Here is an 18,016-nt window from a genome sequence, read left to right as displayed (position 1 = left end):
GCTCGGTCGGCGGGGCGCGGGCTTCATGCCGGTTAAGGCTGCCGGTCCGAGCGCCGGGGTTCGCGCCGATCGGGGCTTACTGCCCGAGCGCCGGGCCGCGGGATTCACACCGATTAGGGCTTGCCGGCCCGAGCGCCGGGCCACGAGGTTCACCCCAATCGAGGCCTGACCGCTCGAGCGCCGGCCACGGGATTCGCGCCAATCGAGGCCTGACCGCTCAGGCGCCGCGCCACGAAGTTCACGCCGGTCGAGGCCTGACGGCTCGATCGGTAAGAGCACAGCCGCTGCGGGCCGGTCGGTGCTCAACACCGCCAGGACGCCGCCCTGCCGCGCCCCGGCGGCCATCGCGACTACCGTGGCGGGCATGAGCAACACCGAGGCCGCCCCCGCCGAACTCGCCTGTGGCGATCGGCCCGCGGCCGCCGATCCCGATCGGCCCGTGGTCGAGGTGCTCGCTCCGCGGGCGGTGCCGCTCGGCGGGCCACGGGCGATGCGGGTCCGGCGGACCCTGCCGCAGCGGTCGCGGTCGCTGATCGGCGCCTGGTGCTTCGCCGACCACTACGGCCCCGACGAGGTCAGCGGGCCCGGGGCGATGGACGTCGCGCCGCATCCGCACACCGGGCTGCAGACCGTCAGCTGGCTGTTCTCCGGCGAGATCGAACACCGCGACAGCCTGGGCACGCACGCGATGGTCCGCCCCGGCGAACTGAACCTGATGACCGGCGGGCACGGCATCTGCCACTCCGAAGTCTCGACCGCCGCCACGAAGACGCTGCACGGCGTCCAGCTCTGGGTGGCGCTGCCCGAGCGGCACCGCGACACGGCGCCGGCGTTCGACCACTACGTCCCCTCGGTGAACCGGATCGAAGGCGCGGAGATCCGCGTGTTCCTCGGCTCGCTGGCCGGCCGGACGTCGCCGATCCCGACGTTCACCCCGCTGCTGGGCGCGGAAGTCGTGCTGGGGCCGGACGCCCACATGTCCCTCGGCGTGGACCCCGGCTTCGAACACGGCGTCCTGGCCGACACCGGCGACGTCGAAGTGGCCGGGACCCGCGTCCGGACGGCGGAGCTGGGCTACGTCGGCACCGGGGTGCGGTCCCTGACCCTGAGCAACCGCGGCACCGAACCGGCCCGGTTCCTGCTGCTGGGCGGCACGCCGTTCAACGAAGAGATCCTGATGTGGTGGAACTTCGTCGGCCGCACCCACGAAGAAATCGCCGCGTTCCGCGAAGCGTGGCAAGCCGGGTCGGAGCGGTTCGGCAGCGTCACCGGCTATGCGGGCGAGCGCCTGCCCGCTCCCGCGCTGCCGGCGGTCCGCATCAAACCCCGCCGCAACCCCGGCTCAGGCCAGGAAGCCGCCCACGGCTGACCCGAACGCGGGCGCGTCGTCCAGCCACGGGTAGTGCACGGCGCCGGGCAGGACGACCGCGCGGGCGTCCGGGAACAGCGCGGCGAAGCGGTCCGCGACGGCCGGGCCGGCGATCCAGTCCAGTTCGCCGGCCAGCACCAGCACCGGAGCGGTGACGGCGCCGAGCTCGGCGCGGGTCGTCTCGGGCTCGAAAGCGCCGTCAGAGTTGTAGATCCGGGCGGCCGCACCGTTGCGCTGGCCCGCTTCGCCGGCTTGGTGCTGTCGGGCCGCGGCATCCCAGCGGCCGTAGTACAGCGGCGCGAAGGCGGCCCAGTCCGCACTGGTCGCCTTCTTCGCGGCGATCGATTCGTAGGCGGCGGCCGCGCCGGCGAACCAGGGAGCGCCGGCCCGCTGGGCCATGATCCGCCGCCGTTCCCCGGGCGGCACGTCGAAGCCGACGGCTCGCGGGCTCGGTGCGATCAACGCGAGCCGGCTCAGGCGCCGGGGGTAGCGGGCCGCGTACCGGACGGCCAGGCTCGCCCCGGCCGAGTGCCCGAGGAGGTCGAAACGTTCGAGGCCGAGGTGCTTGCGCAGCGCCTCGACGTCTTCGACCTGACGGTCGCACCGGTAGGTCGCGGGGTCGGCGGGCGTTTCCGAGTCGCCGGTGCCGCGGAGGTCCAGCACGGCGAGGCGGCGCCGGGTGCTCAGGCCGCCGAGATCGCCGAGGTAGCTGCCGGCCCGCATCGGGCCGCCGGGCAGGCAGACCACCGGCGGCCCGGCGCCCGGCCCGGAGAGGTGGACGGCGAGCGCGGTTCCGTCCGGCGCGGAGAAGATCGGCACACCCCGACCCTGGCATCCCCGGGCCCGGGGAAACAAGCTTCACCGCTCCCGGGCGAGGTAGGCCTCCAGCGTCGCCATCCGGTGGCCGCGCGCGAACCGCTCCACCTCGTCCGGTTCCGCCCCGCCCTCGATCAGCGCCAGCAGCCGCTCGTGCTCCTCGACCGACTCCGGCGCCCGGCCCGGCACCGACGTGAACGTGCTGTCGCGGACCGCCGCCAGCCGGGTCCAGCAGCGCTGGACCAGGTCGACCAGGTTCGGGTTGGGACAGGCGCCGAACAGCACCTCGTGGAACTCGGCGTTCAGCGCGGTGAACGCCACCGGGTCGAATTCGGCGAGGCTGCGGCGCATCCGGTCGTTCAGCGCGCGGGCGCGCCCCAGCGCCTCGGCCGTCAGCAGCGGCGCCGCGAGGCCGGTGGCCGCGCCCTCGACGATCGCCACCGTCTGCATCGCGTGCTGGTAGGCGACCGGATCGATGGCCACCACCCGGGCGCCGACGTTCCGCTCGAACTCGATCAGCTCCTCGGCCTCCAGCCGGCGCAGAGCCTCGCGGACCGGCACCGCGCTGACGTCGAGCTCGCGGCCGATCTGGTCGAGCACCAGCCGGTAGCCGGGCCCGTAGCGCCCTTCGAGGATCCGGGCCTTGATCGTCTCGTAGGCCAGCTGTGACTTGGTGACCGGTCTTCCCGCGGACGCGCCAATCATGTAGGAAACCATATATGGTCCGCCGGCGAGCGACCCCCCAAGGAGGCGATGCCGATGTCCCCGGTGATCCCGAGCGCGGCCGACCTGATCGTCGGCGGGCTGCGCGCCCACGGCGTCGACACCGTCTTCGGCCTGCCCGGAGTGCAGACCTACGACCTGTTCGACAGCCTCGCCCGCACCGGTGGCGACATCCGCGTGATCGGCGCCCGGCACGAACAGACCGTCGCCTACATGGCGTTCGGGTACGCGCAGGCGACCGGCCGCACCGGCGTTTGCACCGTCGTCCCCGGCCCCGGCGTCCTCAACGCGTCCGCCGCGTTGCTCTCGGCACATGGTGCCAGCGCACCCGTGCTGTGCCTCACCGCCGAGATCCCGCGCGCGTACCTCGGCCGCGGGCTCGGGCACCTGCACGAAATGCCCGACCAGCTGGCGACCCTGCGCTCGATCACCAAGTGGTCGGCACTCGTCGAGCACCCGGTGGAGGTGCCGGACGCACTGGCGACGGCGTTCCGGCAAGCGGCCGGCGGGCGGCCCCGGCCGGTTTCGCTGGCGGTGCCGTGGGACGTGCTCGGCCTGCGCGCCCCGGCCGCTGTCACCGGCCCGCTGCCGCTGCCCCGGCCGGCCGTCGACCCGGCCGGCGTGGAGGAAGCCGCGGAACTCCTGCACTCGGCGAAACACCCGATGATCATGGTGGGCGGCGGCGCCCGGCACGCCGCCGCCGAGGTGCGGGCGCTGGCGGAGCGGCTGCAGGCGCCGGTGGTGCCGTTCCGCGGCGGACGCGGCATCGTGGGCGACGACCACCCGCTCGGCTTCACCTGCGTCTCGGGCTTCGAACGGTGGGCCGAAACCGACGTCGTGATCGGCATCGGCTCACGGATGGAGCTGTCCTGGTTCCGCTGGCCGGGCAAGCCCGCCGGCCTGAAGACCATCCTGCTCGACATCGACCCGCGGCAGGCGACCCGGCTCGAAGCGGACGTCGCGATCATCGCCGACGCCGCCGACGCGACGGCCGCGCTCACCGCCGCCGCCGGTCCAGAACGGACGGACCGGACGGTGGAGTTCGCCGCGCTGAAGGCCACCGTGGCCGAGCGCGTCACCGACGTCGGGCCGGAACTGGAGTACCTCCGGGCGATCCGGGATGTGCTCCCGCGTGACGGCTTCTTCGTCGAGGAGATCTGCCAGGTCGGCTTCGCGTCCTACTTCGGGTTCGAGGTCTACGCCCCGCGCACGTTCGTCACCTGCGGCCACCAGGGCACGCTCGGCTTCGGCTACCCGACGGCGCTGGGCGTGCAGGCGGCCTTCCCCGGCCGTCCGGTGGTTTCGGTGGCCGGCGACGGCGGTTTCATGTTCGCCGCGCAGGAACTCGCCACCGCAGTCCAATATGGACTCAACGTCGTCGCGGTGGTGTTCGACAACGGCTACTACGGCAACGTCCACCTCGACCAGGAGCGGTTGTTCGAGGGCCGCGCGCTGGGCGGGCGGCTGGGCAATCCGGATTTCGCCCGGCTCGCGGACACGTTCGGCGCGCTCGGCCTGACCGCCCGCACCCCGGACGACCTGCGCGGCGCACTGGACAAGGCGTTCGCCGCGGGCCGGCCGGCGCTGGTGCACGTGCCGTGCGAACTGGGCGTGGGTGCGTCGCCGTGGAAGTACCTGATGCCGAATTCGGACCGCAGCTGATTTTCCCGCGCTCAGGTGACCGCCCGCCCGGGGGCCGGCATCGAGCACGGAGGCAACGCCTCAGGTGCCTGGGTGTTTCCAGCCGACCAGCCACTCCCCCGTCGGCAGGCCGGTGTCGCCGGTGAGCGGGTTCAGGTGCTGCACCACGACCGTCACCGCCTGCTCCTTGATCGGGATGGTGATCGCTTCGCCGTAGTACACCGGGGCGTCGAACCCGAACTTCGACCACATCAGCTGTCCGGTCCCGTCGCCGAAGTCGGTGACGCGGCTGATGCCGGGGGCCTTGGTCACGTCTCGCGCATCGGCCAGGCTCTGCCGCGCCTCGATCGTCTCGCCCTCCTCCTCGGAGGAGGGCTGGTAGGCAGGCGACGCCTGGCTGACCGACAGCGACCACTGCTGGGACCACGCCTGCGCCGACTCGTGCAGTGCGGTCACCGTGGACAGCGGGAACGGGTACTGCTCCTGCTGCTTCTCGACCGCCTCCACCAGTTCCTCGTGCAGGTCCTCCACCCACGACTGGGCCGTGACCAGATGCCCGGTGGCCTCGACCAGGGAGGCACTCGGCTGCTCGGCGGCGGTCAACTGCTGCTGCACGTTCCGGATGATGCTGAACATCGGCAGGAGCAGCGTGTTGTCCCGCGCCTCCAACAGCGTGGCCTGCACTTCCAGCAGCGCGCGGGCGACCCCGCCGGCGGCCTGTTTCATCAACGCGATCTGCGCTTCGGGCACGATCGCCGTGCCCGAGGGGGCGAGTTTGCGGACGATGTCGGCCTGGTTGCCCAGATCGGGAAAAGTCTTGACCAGCAGGCTGATCGCGTCCTCGATGCGCACACTGGGCGAGGGCGTCCATTGCCGGGCCAGCAGATGCCGCATCTTCAGGTTGGCCTTGAGGGTGGGACCGGCGAACGGCACCGGCGCGACGTATTCGGTGACCTTCATGTCGTACGGCGCGCCGAGGGTGGGGGCGGCCGGGTCGTCGGGCACCCGCACCGCACCGGGCGCCGAGGTCGGCGTCAGGCTCTGGGCGGTGAGAGTCCACAGGTTCGGAATCCGCCGGGCCACGGTGATCGCCTGGGCCGGGTAGTGGGTTCCGGGCGGGATTATCCTGCGCCGCACCAGTTCCGCCGCGTTCATCGAATAGTCCGCCGGGTACTCGAGCTGGACCCTGATCATGATCTTGTCCCTCGCCGCACTCAGCGAAGCGCGGATCTCTTCCTCCACGCCCGCGTACGCCGGGGTGTTGAACTCCGACACCTGTGGCGCCAGATTCCAGAACTCGAAGGAATTCGCGGCCTCGCCGACCAGCTGGTCGGCGACCAGGTGACCGGCGTCGTAGAACTTCCTGATGTCCGCGCCCTGCAACATCATCTGCTCGGCGCGGGCCAGGCTGGTCACCACCGCGAGTTTGGAGTCCTTCTTGCGTTCCTTCTTGCGCAGCGACTTCTTGTCGATCACGGCTTCGACCGCCCGCGGGCGGTCCACCGTGCCCAGCGGCTGGTTCCCCGGCAGGCTCTGCTGGTTCTTGTTGACCTTGTAGGTCGCCTTGATGAGCTCGGCAGCAGTGTCCACGCTGTCCGCGGCGTGGCCGGTGAACTTCCGCTGGACCGGCACCCCCGACCGCGCCGCCGCCAGCCCGGCGGCGACCGCACGGTTGCCGGCCGCGCCCTGGAGCCGGAGAAGCGCGTTGCGATCCGGGGCGAGCCGCGCGGCCGGCTCGCCATCCTCGTCCCGGCGGTGCTTCCGGTCAGCTTCCCGCGCCCGATCACGCCCCATACTCCCGACGGTAGTCACTCCATCACGCATCGGACATGACCGATCGGGCAGCCAAAGGGGCAGCGCTCACCTGTGCGGGGTCATGACGACCCGGCAGCCAGGCGCTCCAGCACGGCGAAGACCCGGTCGACGTCGGCACCGGTCGTCCGCCAGTTGCTGAACGCGGCGCGCAGCGCCGGCCGGCCGTCGTACGCCGTCGGGGTCAGGAACGTGGTCCCCTCCTCGGCGATCGCACGCACGAGGGCATCGATGTCCCGTTCGACAGCCGGGGTGAAGCAGACGACGTTGAGCCGCACCGGCGCGAGGAGGTGCCAGTGCGGCGAGCCGTCGATGCGCGCGCCCAGGTCGCGGGCCAGCGCGACGCAGCGTTCGACGATCTCTCGGTGCCCGGCGCGGCCGTACGCCACGAGGGAGAACCAAGCCGGGAGTGCGCGCAGCCGCCGGGAATTCTCCGGTGTCAGGTGCAGGAAGTCCGGGGTGTCGCCGATCTCGCCGAGGTAGGCCGCGTTGTTGCTGAACACGCGCAGCTGCAGGTCGCGGCGGCGGGTGAACTGGACGGCCGAGTCGTAGGGCACGTTGAGCCACTTGTGCAGGTCGACGACCACCGAATCGGCCTGGTCGAGGCCGGCGGTGAGCGCCGCGTGGGCCGGGGCCAGCGCGGCGAACGCGCCGAACGCGGCGTCGACGTGCAGCCAGAAGTCGTACCGCTGCTTGAGTGCGGCGATCGCCCGCAGGTCGTCGAAGTCGACGGTGTTGACCGTCCCCGCGTTCGCGACGACGACTGCGGGGCCGTCGAGTGTCTCGAGCGCTTCGGCGAGCTTCGCGACGTCGATGGCTTCGCGGCCCGGCAGCACCGGTACCTGCCGCAGGGCGGAACGCCCCATCCCGAGGAACGACAACGCCTTCAGGACGCTCGAATGCGGTGAACCGGACAGCACGGTGACCGGACCGAGCGCCGCGGCGCCTTCGGTGGAGACGGTCACCCCGATCCGTTCGCCGAGCCACTCGCGGGCGATGGCCAGGCCGGTCACCGTGGACATCGTGGCGCCGGTGACGAACGCGCCGGAGAACTCCGGGCCCAGCCCGAACAGCTCGGCCAGCCAGCCGACGGTCTCGCGTTCCAGGTCCTGCGCCGAGGAGTCCATGCCACTGGCGGGGTTCTGGTCGTAGGCGGCGGTGAGCCAGTCACCGGCCAGGGAGGCCGGGGTGGCCCCGCCGGTCACGAAGCCGAGGTACCGCGGGCCGGCACTGGCGGCGAAGCCGGGTTCCCAGCGCCGCGCGAACTCGTCCAGCGCACCCCGCGCACCCGCGCCGGCGGCCGGCAAGGGCGCCGGCGCCACCGGGAGGGGCGGGACGGCCGCCGCCCGGCGGTCCAGCCCGGCGAGCGCCTCCGCCGCGAGTTTGCTTGCGGCGTCGAGAAGATCGGGCAGGGTGTGCAGGTCATCGGCGAGCCTCGGGTCCATCTCGCCGACGCTAGGCTCGGCGGCATCCCGCTGTCGCGGGCCAATCCCCGGAAACTGGTCCGGTCAGCGCCTGCGGAGCCGGCGGACCCGGGACTCGGCCGGGTCGAACGCCACCCGGCGCAACGGGGCCGCCAGCAGCAGCACCACCGCCATCGACGACAGCGCCGCCAGCACCAGCGCCGCCACGAACTGGGCCGCGCCCGACGTCGCCGTGGCCAGGACCGCGTAGCCGGCCAGCACCAGGCCGAGCGGGGCCAAGAAGCCGGTCACCACCGGCACCAGCGGCACCCGGTCACCGTCGGGGCGGCGGGCGGACACCACCGCCGCCCCGGCGCAGGTGACCGCCGCGACCAGCAAGCAGCCGCCGACGGTGTCGCTCAACCGGTGCCAGCCCAGGGCCACCGCGGCCGCCGAGACCCAGGCGACGCCGAAGCCCCCCGTCACCAGGGCCGTCCGCCGGAACCGGCGGGGCAGGACGATCGCGAGCGCCACGAGCACGGCCATCGCCGCGCTGGCGTGCCCGCTCGGGAAGCTGTTGTGGCTCGCCACGCCGAGGCGGTCGCCGGTGCTCGGCCGGTCCAGGACGTACAGCTTGAGCAGCTGCGCCACCACGAGCGGCGCGGCCAGCAGGACCAGCGCCGGCACGCCGAGGGCCAGCCGCCGCCGGGCCAGGGCGATCACCACGATCAGGACCGCCACCCCGCCGAGCGCCACCACCAGGTCGGTCTCCCGCAGCGGGGCCGCCCAGGCCACCGTGGTCCCCGCGGACTGGGCACTGCGGACGACGCCGTTCTCGACGCCGCGGCCGGCCTCCGTGCGGACGAACAGCAGGTAGGCCGCGACGAAAGCCAGGGCGAACCCGGCCGCGCCCGCCGCCAGGACCGCCGTGCGGGACGCGGCCCGGGTCACGAGCGCGGGGCGGGGCGGACGGGTCGCGGAAGGTGCGTCGGTGAGGATCACTGCCATGTCCCCGAGTCTGGAACGCGCTTTTCGGGATCCCGTCAACGCGATGTCATGGTTTCGCTACAAGATCCGCCCGGGTCGCCATGACGTGCGCTTTTCCGAATAATGGCGCCGTGGCCGAGGTACTGGTGGTAGAGGACGACGCGGCGGTGCGGGAGGGGCTGCAGCTGGCCCTGCGCAGGCAGGGGCACGTGGTGCACACCGCGGAATCGGGCGAGCTCGGCATCGAGGGGCTCGTGCGCCACCGGCCCGACATCGTCGTGCTCGACCTGATGCTGCCCGGCATGGACGGCTTCGAGACCTGCCGCCGGATGCGGGCGTCCGGACCGGTCCCGATCATCATGCTCACCGCGCGCAGCGACGACTTCGACGTCGTGGCCGGGCTCGAAGCGGGCGCGGACGACTACGTCGCCAAGCCGGTCGAGCCGCGCGTGCTGGACGCGCGGATCCGGGCCGTCCTGCGCCGGGCGATCGGCGAGCGGCCGGGCGAGCCCGCCGCGGCCGAGGAGCGGCACGGCGACCTGGTGATCGACCGGGCCGCGCTCCAGGTGACCAAGCGCGGCGCGCCGGTGTCACTGACCCCGACCGAGCTCAAGCTGCTGCTGGAGCTCTCGCGCACGCCCGGGCAGGTGTACAGCCGCCAGCAGATCCTCTCCGCCGTGTGGGACCACGACTACCTCGGGGACTCCCGGCTCGTCGACGCCTGCGTGCAGCGGCTGCGCGCGAAGATCGAGGACGTGCCGGCGCACCCGGAGCACGTGCAGACGGTCCGGGGGTTCGGCTACCGGTTCGGCCGGTCGTGACGGCACCGCGGATCCGGTCCTGGCTCGCCGGGCTGCGGCCCCGGCTGGTGGCCGCGTTCGCGGTGATCATGATCCTCGGCGCCACCACCGCGGCCGGCGTGAGCTACGTGTTCGCGCGCCGGGCCATCCTGGAAGGCGTCCAGGACCAGACGATGCTGAAGCTGCGGGACCAGATCGCCGCGTACTTGCCCACCATGTCGCTGCCGCCGTCCCAGCCCACGCTCGACGCCTTCGCGACGGCGCTCAAGTCCAGCAACGCCCTCGTCGTCTACCGGGACCAGCACGCGACCTCGGGCCTGTCGATCGACGACGTGCCGGGCGACCTGCGCCACGCCGTGGCCACCACCACGAACATCCACTTCCAGCGCGTCGACGTCCAGGGCTTCCCGCTGTTCTTCGTCGGTGTCCCGGTGCAGACCCCCAGCGGCCGGCCGAGCGGCCTCGAGGTCTACTCCATGACGCGGCTGATCGACCAGCAGGAGGCGATCGACGCACTGGCCCGCAACGCCATTCTGTTCTCCGCGCTGGCCTTGCCCTTGGCGGTCGGGGTCGCGCTGCTCGCGGCGCGGCAGGTGCTGCGGCCGGTGCGCGCGCTGAACGCCGCGGCGAGCCAGCTCGGCCGCGGCCGGCTGGACGTGCGGCTGCGCGCCAAGGGCTCCGACGAGCTCGCGCAGCTGGTCACGACGTTCAACCACACCGCCGCGGAGCTGGAGCGCACGATGGGCAGCCTGCGCGCGATGGAGGCGGACTCGCGGCGGTTCGTCGCCGACGTCTCGCACGAGCTGCGGACCCCGCTGGCGGCGATGAACGCGGTCACCGACGTGCTCGACGAGGACGCCGAGCAGCTGCCGCCGGACACCGCGGTCGCGGCGCGGCTGGTGTCGGCGGAGACGCGGCGGCTGACGCGGCTGGTACAGGACCTGATCGAGATCTCCCGGTTCGACGCCGGGCGGGCGGAGCTGCGCCGGGAAGGGCTGGACGTCGCCGCGGCGATCACCGACACCCTCGCCGCCCGGGGCTGGGAACCGGGGACCGACCTGGTCGCCGACCTGCCGCCGGGGATCAGGGCGGGCCTCGACCGGCGGCGGCTCGACATCGTCGTGGCGAACCTGGTCGGCAACGCGCTGCGGCACGGCGCGCCACCGGTCGAGGTGGTGCTGCGGCAGGAGCACGGTGACGTCGTGCTCACCGTCACCGACCACGGCCCGGGAGTCCCCGCCGACGTGCTGCCGAAGGTGTTCGACCGCTTCACCAAGGCCGACGTCGCCCGCACCCGGTCCGAGGGCAGCGGCCTCGGACTCTCCATCGCCCGGGAAAACGCGCGGCTGCACGGTGGCGACATCGTCGCGGCCAACACGGGCACCGGTGCCCGGTTCGAGCTGCGCCTGCCCCGGGAGGCCCCGTGAAGAAACTCGCCGTCCTCGCGGTGCTGCTGCTGGTGAGCGGGTGCGGGATCCAACCGACGCCGGTGCTCCAGGCGGGCCCGGCGCCGACCCTGCGGAGCCCGGCGAGCGACGGCCGCGGCACCGAACCGATCCTCTACTTCGTCCTCGCCGACCGGGTGACCCCGGTGGTGCGGCCGTCCGCCGGGGTGGCGGGCATCGAGTCCGCGCTGGCGCTGCTGATGGACGGACCGTCCGCCGACGAGCGGGAAGGCGGGTACACGACGGACCTCCCCCGCCTCTCCGGCGCGATCACCTCGACCCCCGGCCCGCCGACGACGATCACCGTCCCGTTCCCGCTGCGGCCGATCACCGGCGCCGGGATCAACCAGCTGGTCTGCACCGCGTTCGCGGCGCTGGCCGCCCAGGGTGGGTACACCGCCGACGGCACCGTCGCCCTCGCCGGCCCGGACGTCCTGCTGCCCTACCAGACGTGCCAGGCGTGAGGGCCGATGTCGACATGACGCCAAAGCCTCAGCCGGGGTAAGGGCGCGCCGCCCGAGCCTCGGTCAGCGACCGGGCCCACCAGCCCAGCTGGTCGAGCATCGCCTTCGCCGCGACGCCCGCCGCGGCGTCGTTCGGCAGGCCGTCGTCCCCGAACCGCGCCTGGGCGCCGTGGAAGCTGACCGTTTCGCGGATGGTCACGGCGTGCAGCTCCGCGAAGACCGCGCGCAGGTGCTCGACCGCGCGCAGCCCGCCCGAAATCCCGCCGTAGGACACGAAAGCGACCGGCTTGGCCCGCCATTCGGGCCGGTGCCAGTCGATGGCGTTCTTGAGCGAAGCGGGGTAACTGTGGTTGTACTCCGGGGTGACCACGACGAAGGCGTCGGCGGCTTCGAGCCGCGGCGCGACCTTCGCGACCTCGGCGGCCACCGTCGCGGACGGCGCGGCGCCGAAGGCCGGCATGACGAGCGGGAGGCCGGGCTCGGCGAGGTCGACGACGTCGACCTCGAAGCCGCCGTGTGCCTGCGCGACCCCGGCCAGCCAGTCCGCCACCACCGGCCCGAACCGTCCTTCCCGGACACTTCCCACGATCACCGCGACCCGGCTCGGCACTTCCGACACACTTCCTCCTTGACACGCAGGCGTCACCGCTCTCCGCATCAGGGTGGAACTTCAAGTTCGCTTGAAGTCAAGGGTGCCCCTGCATTCGAGCGTGTCACTGTGGTTGGCTGGCACCATGGTGAACGCCACGGCCCGGCCGGTGCCCGACCTGACGGTCGGCGAACTCTCCCGGCGCAGCGGGGTGCCCGCGTCGGCCCTGCGGTTCTACGAAGACGAAGGCCTCATCCACAGCCGCCGCACCGCGGGGAACCAGCGGCGCTACCGCCGGGACACGCTGCGGCGGGTGACGTTCATCCGGATGTCCCAGCGGGTCGGCATGCCGCTGTCGAAGATCCGGGAAGTGCTCGGCCTGCTGTCCGACGACCGCACGCCCACCCGCGCCGACTGGGCCCGGATTTCGCGGTGCTGGCAAGAGGACCTGAACGCGCGGATCCGCCAGATGGAACAGCTGCGCGACCAGCTGGACGACTGCATCGGCTGCGGCTGCATGTCACTGGCCAAGTGCCGGCTCGCCAACCCCGGCGACCGGCTCGGCGCCGACGGCCCGGGGCCGCGGCGCCTCGCCGACCACCGCGGGGGCGGCTACGAAGACTGACGCTCCAGCAGGCCGCGGAGGTACATCGCCTGCCCGGCGTGCTGGATGTCGTCGTCGAGGACGCTGATCAGGCGCACGCCCAGCGAAACCGGCGGGTCCCAGGCCTCGTCGACGATCCGGTCGAGGTCCTGCTCGCCGAGGCCGGCGACGAACCGGACGGTCTGCTCGTGCACGGCGTCGTAATAGCCGGTGAGCAGGTCCGGTTCGTCGACGCGGACCGCTTCGACGTCGGCCGGGCGGTGGCCGTAGCCGGTGTCACCGGCCGGGAACGGGAGGCCGAACCGGGAAAGCCAGTCCTGGCCGGTCCACACCTGCTCCGTCCCGGCCACGTCGGCGACGTGGTCGTCCTGGACCCGGCTCAGGTGCCACACCAGCCAGGCGATCGAGTTGGCCTCGTCGTCCGGCCGGGTCCCGAGCTGCCCGGCGGTGAGCTTGTCCACCGCCGCGTGCACCGTGCCCTGGACCCGGCTGAACCCTTCGACGAGCAGATCGGCCACGTTCATCCGGTTGCCTCCTGTTGCTGACACCGTTTCCCGCGGTGCTACCCGATCATGCCCGCCGGCAAACCGCGTCCGCTACCGCGGCAGCAGCTGGTCGAAGAACGAGCGGTAGCGGCGCAGCGCGATCCGCAGCTCCTCGGTGGCCGGTTCGCCCTGCTGCCACTGGGATTCCAGCTCGCTCTTGTGCTCGGCGAAGGTGGTGGCCAGCGCGCTGATCACGGCGGCGACGAGCTCGTCGGCCTGCCGGACCGCCTGCTTCGGGTCGTCGACGAAGCCGGTCTGGACGTTCTGCCAGCGCTCGCGGAAGCCGGTGACCTTCTCTTCGTCGATCAGCTCCGGCGTCTCCACGTCGCCACCCGACGTCGCCGGCCTCTCCACGTCCCCACCCGAGCCGGCGGGCGTCTCGACATCGCCACCCGACGCGGCGGGCGTCTCGACGTCGCCACCCGATTCGGCGGGCGTTTCCACGTCCCCGCCCGATTCGGCGGGCGTTTCCACGTCCCCGCCCGAGCCGTAGGAAGTGGTGGTGTCGTCGGCATCGTGGCGCCCGGCCGAGGCCAGGTCGGCGGTGCTCAGGTTCTGTTCGTCGTCGGCGGTGCCCGGTTCGCGGAAGTCCGCCCCGTCCTGGCCGGGGACATCGGTGGTGCTGTCGTCCCGGTAGCCGCCGGTCTCGTGCACGTCCTCACGCCCCGTCAGGTCCCGGTCGTCCTCGGCGTCGTGCCGCGTCAGGTGCTCGGTCATGGTCAACGTCCTCCATTCCACTCGGTCCGCGGGTTCGCGGACGCCTGGCGCTCGGTCTCGTGACGGTCGGTGTCACGACGGTCGGTCTCGTGAAGCTCGGCCTCGTGACGGTTGCTGTCGTCACGGCCGGCGTCGCGGCGGTCGGCCGCCCGCTGCTCGGTGCGGTCACCATCGTGGTCGTGCCCGTGGTCGTGCCCGTTCCGGCGGTCGTGGTGGTCGTGCTGTTCCTCGCCGGCGCCATCGGTCAGCAGGTCCTCGAACACGGCGCGGTAGCGCACCATCGCGTCCCGCAGGTCCTCAGTGGACGCACCGTCCCGCTTCTGCTGCGTGGTGTGCGCGGCCCGGTAGTGCTCGAGGGTCTTGGCGTGCCGCACGGAAAGGTCGGCCACCTGCTGCTCGTAGCCCTCGGTCGGGTAACCGCGTTCGGCCATCAGCGAGTTCAGCAGCTGGTCGGCCTCGGCGACCGCCGGGGCCGGCTCGTCGACGAACTTTTCCTGTACCTGCGCCCATTCCCGGACGTAGCGCTCGCGCGCCGACGTCGAAAGCGGCCGGATGTCGAGCTCCTTGTGCCGGCGTTCCCGCTCGGCGAGCTCGCGCTGCGCGGCCCGGGGGCTGTCCTTCTCCGCGACCGTGCGGTCGTACTCGGGACCGAACCGCTGCTGCAGCCGTTTTCGTTGCATTTCCTGCGTCACCAGCCAGATCACGGCGCCGAGCACCGCGACGGCCACGACGACGATCAAGACGATCAGCCATGTGGGCATCGCTCAAACTCCTTCAAGGATGTCAAGCCCCCGATGCGAGCGGTGTTCCCTGATTACCTCGGCCGAAAACGGGCACGGGGCTCCTGACCTCGGGATTCGGCCGTCCGGCGGCGTCGATACGGCCGGATGCCCGCGACCCGCACGGGGAGGTGACGGTGATGACACGGCGTAGCTAGCAGCGTTATCAGTATCGTAGTATCATCGATAACAGTTCGAGTGGAGCGGCGGCCGCCGATGCCGCCTAGACCGGAAAGAAGGAACCGATGAGCACCCCCACCGAGTCCCGCGTCGCGATCGTCACCGGCGGCTCCCGCGGCATCGGCCGCCAGGTCGCCGAGCGCCTGGCCGCCGACGGCATGGCGGTCGTCGTCAACTACGCGGGCAACGAAAAGGAGGCCACGGCCACCGTCGAGGCCATCACCGCGCGCGGTGGCCGGGCCATCGCGGCCCGCGCCGACGTGGCCGACCCGGCCGCGGTCGCGGAGCTGTTCGACACCGCGGAACGCACGTACGGCGGCGTGGACGTCGTCGCCCACCTGGCCGGCGTGATGAACCCGCCGACCCCGATCGCCGACACCGACTTCGAGGTCCTCGACCGCGTGCACCGCACCAACATCCGCGGCACGTTCGCGGTGGCCCAGCAGGCCTCGCGGCGGGTGCGCGACGGCGGCGCGGTGATCACCACCTCGACGTCGGTGCTCGGGCTGAACCTGCCCGGCTACGGCGTCTACAACGCGACGAAGGGCGCGGTCGAGGCGATCACCATGATCCTGGCCCGCGAGCTGCGCGGCCGCGACATCACCGTGAACACGGTCGCGCCCGGCCCGACCGCGACCGCGCTGTTCCTCGACGGCAAGGACGAGGAGACCATCGCCCGGATGGCCAAGCAGCCGCCGCTGGAGCGGCTCGGGCAGCCGGAGGACATCGCCGAGGTCGTCGCGTTCCTGGCCGGTCCGGCGCGCTGGGTGAACGGCCAGGTGCTGCGCGCGAACGGCGGCATCGTCTAGCGGGTGAACCGGCTGACGATGACGTGGTCCTTCGCCGGCCCGCGCACCGCCCACTCCTGCCGCCAGCGGGCGGCGCCGGTCACGCGGTACTCCCCGCGGTAGTGGTCGGCCCGGCAGGGGTGGTCCGCCGTCCAGTGGCCTTCGCGCAGGTCGAGGTCGTGGAAGAAGCCGCCGTGGTCGAAGTGGACCGACGCGCGGCCGGGGCCCGCCGGGCGGTAGTGCAGGGTCCGGGTGACCGGCCCGCGGTGACCGCCGAGCCGCAGTTCGCCCTCCTCGTGGTAGACGAGGACGCCGCCGGCCTCGGTGAAGGTGGCGGTCCCGGTCACCTCGCCCGCGGGGTCGCCGTCCGCGGTGCGGATTTCCCGGTCCAGGCGCCAGGCGCCGCCGAAATACGCGGCGAGATCGGGAACCGGCCAGTACTGCACGCCCCCATTCTGGCACCCCGCGGCGGGGCGGGCCGGAACTGTCGGACCCCCGCTCTATAGTCGGGCGGGTGGCAGAGACCGACCTCGCACCCGCGTCCGACGCGCTGGAGACCCTCCGGCGCGTGTTCGGCTACGACAGCTTCCGCGGCGACCAGGCGGCGATCGTCGAGCACGTGATCGCCGGCGGCGACGCGCTCGTGCTGATGCCCACCGGCGGCGGGAAGTCGTTGTGCTACCAGATTCCCGCGCTCGTGCGGCCCGGCGTGGGCGTGGTGGTCTCGCCGCTGATCGCGCTGATGCAGGACCAGGTCGACGCGCTGCGCAACGCCGGCGTCCGCGCCGGTTTCCTCAACTCCACCCAGGATTACGCGGCGCGGCAGGAGGTGGAGTCGGCGTTCCTGAACGGCGAGCTCGACCTGCTCTACCTGGCGCCCGAACGGCTTTCGGTGGAATCCACCGTGCGGCTGCTCGACCGCGGCAAGATCTCGCTGTTCGCGATCGACGAAGCGCACTGCGTCGCCCAGTGGGGCCACGACTTCCGGCCCGACTACCTCCAGCTCTCGGCTCTGCACGAGCGGTGGCCGGACGTGCCGCGGATCGCGCTGACGGCGACCGCGACCGAGGCCACGCACAAGGAGATCGCCACCCGGCTGAACCTCGACGAGGCCCGGCACTTCGTCGCGAGCTTCGACCGGCCGAACATCCAGTACCGGATCGTCGGCAAGAACTCGCCGCAGCGGCAGCTGCTGGAGCTGCTGCGCACCGAGCACCCGGGTGACGCGGGAATCGTCTACTGCCTGTCCCGGAACTCGGTGGAGAAGACCGCGGAGTTCCTGGTGCAGAACGGGATTCCGGCGGTGCCCTACCACGCGGGGCTCGACGCGCGCACCCGCGCGAAGCACCAGTCGCGGTTCCTGCGCGAGGACGGGCTGATCGTGGTCGCGACGATCGCGTTCGGGATGGGCATCGACAAACCGGACGTCCGGTTCGTCGCGCACCTCGACCTGCCGAAGTCGGTCGAAGGCTACTACCAGGAAACCGGCCGCGCGGGCCGCGACGGCCTGCCGTCCACCGCCTGGCTCGCGTACGGGCTGCAGGACGTCGTCCAGCAGCGCAAGATGATCGACACGTCCGAGGGCGACGAAGCGCACCGGCGGCGGCTGGGCGCGCACCTGAACGCGATGCTCGCGCTGTGCGAGACGGTCGAGTGCCGCCGCGTGCAGATCCTCAACTACTTCGGGCAGCCGGCCGGCCCGTGCGGCAACTGCGACACGTGCCTGAACCCGCCCGAGAAGTGGGACGGCACGATCCCGGCGCAGAAGCTGCTCTCGACCGTCGTGCGGCTGCGCAACGAGCGGCGCCAGAAGTTCGGTGCCGGCCAGGTCATCGACATCCTGCTCGGCAAGTCCACGCCGAAGGTCACGCAGTTCCAGCACGACACGCTCAAGACGTTCGGCATCGGCACCGAGCTGCGCGAGCCGGAATGGCGGGCGGTGGTGCGGCAGCTGCTCGCCCAGGGCCTGCTCGCCGTCGAAGGCGACTACGGCTCGCTCGTGCTCACCGAGACGAGCGCGGAGGTACTGGGCGGCGGTCGCCAGGTGCTGCTGCGGCGCGAACTCGAGCGGGCGCCCGCCGCGAAGGTCCGCAGCGCCAAGAAGGCCGCCGCCGCGGTCGTGGAGATGCCCGCGGAGGCGGCCCCGCTGTTCGAACGCCTGCGGGCCTGGCGGGCCGCCACCGCGAAGGAACAGGGCGTGCCCGCCTACGTGGTCTTCCACGACGCGACCCTGCGCCAGATCGCCACGCAACGGCCGGCGTCGCTGGCGGATCTGGGCACGGTCAGCGGCGTCGGGGAGAACAAGCTCGCCAAGTACGGCGAGGGGCTCTTGGAGGTCCTGACCGCCGAGTGAT

The 18,016-nt window shown here is 72.4% G+C and carries 18 protein-coding genes; 8 read left to right on the top strand and 10 right to left on the bottom strand.

The window, feature by feature from the left end; all coding sequences use genetic code 11:
- Positions 1–364: 364 nt before the first annotated feature.
- Positions 365–1,369 carry a pirin family protein gene (locus tag AB0M30_RS14750; protein ID WP_364584261.1) on the top strand — a complete coding sequence of 335 codons (1,005 nt, stop codon included), beginning with the start codon at positions 365–367 and terminating at the stop codon, positions 1,367–1,369.
- Here AB0M30_RS14750 and AB0M30_RS14745 read toward each other — a convergent pair.
- Together AB0M30_RS14745 and AB0M30_RS14740 are read right to left on the bottom strand one after the other, a co-directional pair.
- Positions 1,343–2,188, bottom strand: coding sequence for an alpha/beta hydrolase (locus AB0M30_RS14745; protein ID WP_364584259.1), 846 nt, complete (start codon positions 2,186–2,188; stop codon positions 1,343–1,345). The genes AB0M30_RS14750 and AB0M30_RS14745 overlap by 27 nt on opposite strands.
- A 39-nt stretch (positions 2,189–2,227) precedes the next feature.
- Positions 2,228–2,902 carry a GntR family transcriptional regulator gene (locus tag AB0M30_RS14740; protein WP_364584257.1) on the bottom strand — a complete coding sequence of 225 codons (675 nt, stop codon included), beginning with the start codon at positions 2,900–2,902 and terminating at the stop codon, positions 2,228–2,230.
- Positions 2,903–2,944: 42 nt separating this feature from the next.
- Between AB0M30_RS14740 and AB0M30_RS14735 the strand changes: the two genes are divergently transcribed.
- Positions 2,945–4,570, top strand: coding sequence for a thiamine pyrophosphate-dependent enzyme (locus tag AB0M30_RS14735; protein WP_364584255.1), 1,626 nt, complete (start codon positions 2,945–2,947; stop codon positions 4,568–4,570).
- A gap of 60 nt (positions 4,571–4,630) precedes the next feature.
- Here the strand turns inward: AB0M30_RS14735 and AB0M30_RS14730 are convergent, their stop codons facing one another.
- The 3 genes from AB0M30_RS14730 to AB0M30_RS14720 form a co-directional block, all read right to left on the bottom strand.
- The gene (locus AB0M30_RS14730; RefSeq protein ID WP_364584253.1) at positions 4,631–6,343 is read right to left on the bottom strand and encodes a DNA/RNA non-specific endonuclease; all 1,713 of its coding nucleotides are present in this window, start codon (positions 6,341–6,343) and stop codon (positions 4,631–4,633) included.
- Between the two features lie 80 nt (positions 6,344–6,423).
- Positions 6,424–7,806, bottom strand: a complete 1,383-nt coding sequence (locus AB0M30_RS14725) for a pyridoxal-dependent decarboxylase (protein ID WP_364584251.1) — start codon at positions 7,804–7,806, stop codon at positions 6,424–6,426.
- Positions 7,807–7,869: 63 nt separating this feature from the next.
- Positions 7,870–8,766, bottom strand: a complete 897-nt coding sequence (locus AB0M30_RS14720) for a phosphatase PAP2 family protein (protein WP_364584472.1) — start codon at positions 8,764–8,766, stop codon at positions 7,870–7,872.
- A gap of 116 nt (positions 8,767–8,882) precedes the next feature.
- Between AB0M30_RS14720 and AB0M30_RS14715 the strand changes: the two genes are divergently transcribed.
- From AB0M30_RS14715 to AB0M30_RS14705, 3 genes are read left to right on the top strand one after another with little or no spacing between them, the layout of a single operon-like run.
- The gene (locus tag AB0M30_RS14715) at positions 8,883–9,572 is read left to right on the top strand and encodes a response regulator transcription factor (RefSeq protein WP_360177057.1); all 690 of its coding nucleotides are present in this window, start codon (positions 8,883–8,885) and stop codon (positions 9,570–9,572) included.
- On the top strand, positions 9,569–10,978 hold the full coding sequence (locus tag AB0M30_RS14710) for a HAMP domain-containing sensor histidine kinase (RefSeq protein WP_364584249.1): 1,410 nt from the start codon (positions 9,569–9,571) through the stop codon (positions 10,976–10,978). The genes AB0M30_RS14715 and AB0M30_RS14710 overlap by 4 nt, the downstream gene beginning before the upstream one ends.
- The gene (locus tag AB0M30_RS14705; RefSeq protein WP_364584247.1) at positions 10,975–11,460 is read left to right on the top strand and encodes a hypothetical protein; all 486 of its coding nucleotides are present in this window, start codon (positions 10,975–10,977) and stop codon (positions 11,458–11,460) included. Before AB0M30_RS14710 ends, AB0M30_RS14705 begins: the two co-directional genes overlap by 4 nt.
- Before the next feature lie 28 nt (positions 11,461–11,488).
- On the opposite strand, the gene AB0M30_RS14700 is transcribed toward AB0M30_RS14705, so the two are convergent.
- Positions 11,489–12,079: an NAD(P)H-dependent oxidoreductase gene (locus AB0M30_RS14700; RefSeq protein ID WP_364584245.1), complete on the bottom strand. Its 591-nt coding sequence runs from the start codon at positions 12,077–12,079 to the stop codon at positions 11,489–11,491.
- Positions 12,080–12,194: 115 nt separating this feature from the next.
- On the opposite strand from AB0M30_RS14700, the gene soxR reads away from it, so the two are divergent.
- The gene (gene soxR / locus AB0M30_RS14695; RefSeq protein WP_364584243.1) at positions 12,195–12,674 is read left to right on the top strand and encodes a redox-sensitive transcriptional activator SoxR; all 480 of its coding nucleotides are present in this window, start codon (positions 12,195–12,197) and stop codon (positions 12,672–12,674) included.
- On the opposite strand, the gene AB0M30_RS14690 is transcribed toward soxR, so the two are convergent.
- The 3 genes from AB0M30_RS14690 to AB0M30_RS14680 all read right to left on the bottom strand — a co-directional run bounded on the left by AB0M30_RS14690 (position 12,662) and on the right by AB0M30_RS14680 (position 14,676).
- Positions 12,662–13,177, bottom strand: coding sequence for a DUF664 domain-containing protein (locus AB0M30_RS14690; RefSeq protein ID WP_364584241.1), 516 nt, complete (start codon positions 13,175–13,177; stop codon positions 12,662–12,664). The two genes, soxR and AB0M30_RS14690, sit on opposite strands and share 13 nt — an antisense overlap.
- Positions 13,178–13,249: 72 nt before the next feature.
- Positions 13,250–13,915 carry a hypothetical protein gene (locus AB0M30_RS14685; protein ID WP_364584240.1) on the bottom strand — a complete coding sequence of 222 codons (666 nt, stop codon included), beginning with the start codon at positions 13,913–13,915 and terminating at the stop codon, positions 13,250–13,252.
- A 2-nt stretch (positions 13,916–13,917) separates the two neighbouring features.
- The gene (locus tag AB0M30_RS14680) at positions 13,918–14,676 is read right to left on the bottom strand and encodes a hypothetical protein (protein WP_364584239.1); all 759 of its coding nucleotides are present in this window, start codon (positions 14,674–14,676) and stop codon (positions 13,918–13,920) included.
- A gap of 263 nt (positions 14,677–14,939) precedes the next feature.
- On the opposite strand from AB0M30_RS14680, the gene AB0M30_RS14675 reads away from it, so the two are divergent.
- Positions 14,940–15,683, top strand: coding sequence for an SDR family oxidoreductase (locus AB0M30_RS14675; RefSeq protein WP_364584237.1), 744 nt, complete (start codon positions 14,940–14,942; stop codon positions 15,681–15,683).
- Here the strand turns inward: AB0M30_RS14675 and AB0M30_RS14670 are convergent.
- A complete protein-coding gene (locus tag AB0M30_RS14670; RefSeq protein ID WP_364584236.1) occupies positions 15,680–16,108 on the bottom strand; it encodes a DUF6314 family protein in 429 nt (142 codons plus the stop codon). The two genes, AB0M30_RS14675 and AB0M30_RS14670, sit on opposite strands and share 4 nt — an antisense overlap.
- A 68-nt stretch (positions 16,109–16,176) precedes the next feature.
- Between AB0M30_RS14670 and recQ the strand changes: the two genes are divergently transcribed.
- Positions 16,177–18,015: a DNA helicase RecQ gene (recQ, locus tag AB0M30_RS14665; RefSeq protein ID WP_364584234.1), complete on the top strand. Its 1,839-nt coding sequence runs from the start codon at positions 16,177–16,179 to the stop codon at positions 18,013–18,015.
- Position 18,016 lies beyond the last annotated feature (1 nt).

The organism is Amycolatopsis sp. NPDC051716 (genome assembly GCF_040681595.1).
Lineage (GTDB): Bacteria > Actinomycetota > Actinomycetes > Mycobacteriales > Pseudonocardiaceae > Amycolatopsis.
The sequence above is the reverse complement of the archived record's forward strand: the minus strand, read 5'-3'. Positions and strand labels throughout refer to the sequence as shown.

What these genes read in the sequence shown, in the direction of transcription:
- AB0M30_RS14680 (WP_364584239.1), bottom strand. Translation starts at nt 14,676, where the DNA reads ATGCCCACATGGCTGATCGTCTTGATCGTCGTCGTGGCCGTCGCGGTG.
- AB0M30_RS14690 (WP_364584241.1), bottom strand. Translation starts at nt 13,177, where the DNA reads ATGAACGTGGCCGATCTGCTCGTCGAAGGGTTCAGCCGGGTCCAGGGC.
- AB0M30_RS14750 (WP_364584261.1), top strand. Translation starts at nt 365, where the DNA reads ATGAGCAACACCGAGGCCGCCCCCGCCGAACTCGCCTGTGGCGATCGG.
- soxR (WP_364584243.1), top strand. Translation starts at nt 12,195, where the DNA reads ATGGTGAACGCCACGGCCCGGCCGGTGCCCGACCTGACGGTCGGCGAA.
- AB0M30_RS14730 (WP_364584253.1), bottom strand. Translation starts at nt 6,343, where the DNA reads ATGGGGCGTGATCGGGCGCGGGAAGCTGACCGGAAGCACCGCCGGGAC.
- AB0M30_RS14725 (WP_364584251.1), bottom strand. Translation starts at nt 7,806, where the DNA reads ATGGACCCGAGGCTCGCCGATGACCTGCACACCCTGCCCGATCTTCTC.
- AB0M30_RS14675 (WP_364584237.1), top strand. Translation starts at nt 14,940, where the DNA reads ATGAGCACCCCCACCGAGTCCCGCGTCGCGATCGTCACCGGCGGCTCC.
- AB0M30_RS14685 (WP_364584240.1), bottom strand. Translation starts at nt 13,915, where the DNA reads ATGACCGAGCACCTGACGCGGCACGACGCCGAGGACGACCGGGACCTG.
- AB0M30_RS14740 (WP_364584257.1), bottom strand. Translation starts at nt 2,902, where the DNA reads ATGGTTTCCTACATGATTGGCGCGTCCGCGGGAAGACCGGTCACCAAG.
- AB0M30_RS14735 (WP_364584255.1), top strand. Translation starts at nt 2,945, where the DNA reads ATGTCCCCGGTGATCCCGAGCGCGGCCGACCTGATCGTCGGCGGGCTG.